The sequence below is a fragment of the Streptomyces sp. AC512_CC834 genome, assembly GCF_019049325.1.
In the GTDB taxonomy this organism is placed as follows: domain Bacteria; phylum Actinomycetota; class Actinomycetes; order Streptomycetales; family Streptomycetaceae; genus Streptomyces.
Map to the genome: position 1 here is coordinate 1 of NZ_JAGMUO010000082.1, position 345 is coordinate 345.

At 68.1% G+C, this 345-nt stretch carries 1 pseudogene; it reads right to left on the bottom strand.

Going from position 1 to position 345, the window contains the following annotated elements:
- A pseudogene (locus tag KUM40_RS27120) lies at window positions 1-331 on the bottom strand (SAM-dependent methyltransferase); the annotation flags it as partial.
- Window positions 332-345 lie beyond the last annotated feature (14 nt).

The following is a 345-nucleotide window of genomic DNA, read 5'->3' on the forward strand; positions in this document are numbered from 1 at the left end:
AGAGGTCTTCGCCGAGCATGAGGAAGGGGTCGTGGAGGGATCCTGGGGCGTCGGTGCGCAGGAGGTCGGCCATGGGGGTGAGAGCGAAGCGGCCGTGTTCGTCCTCGCGGAAGACTTCGCGGGTGGCGAGGTAGCGCAGCACGCGGTGCAGGTGGGGGCCGTGCAGTCCGGTCTGTTCACCCAGTTCGGCCGCGGTGCGGGGGCCTTGGGCGAGGTGGTCGGCGATGCCTGCCTTGGTGACCGTGTAGAGGCAGGCGGTGTACAGGTATCCGTTCATGTGTTCCGACAGCTGCGCGCTCAGCTCGCTGGTTTCGCGCGGGGCGGACGTCATCGCGTACCTCCAGA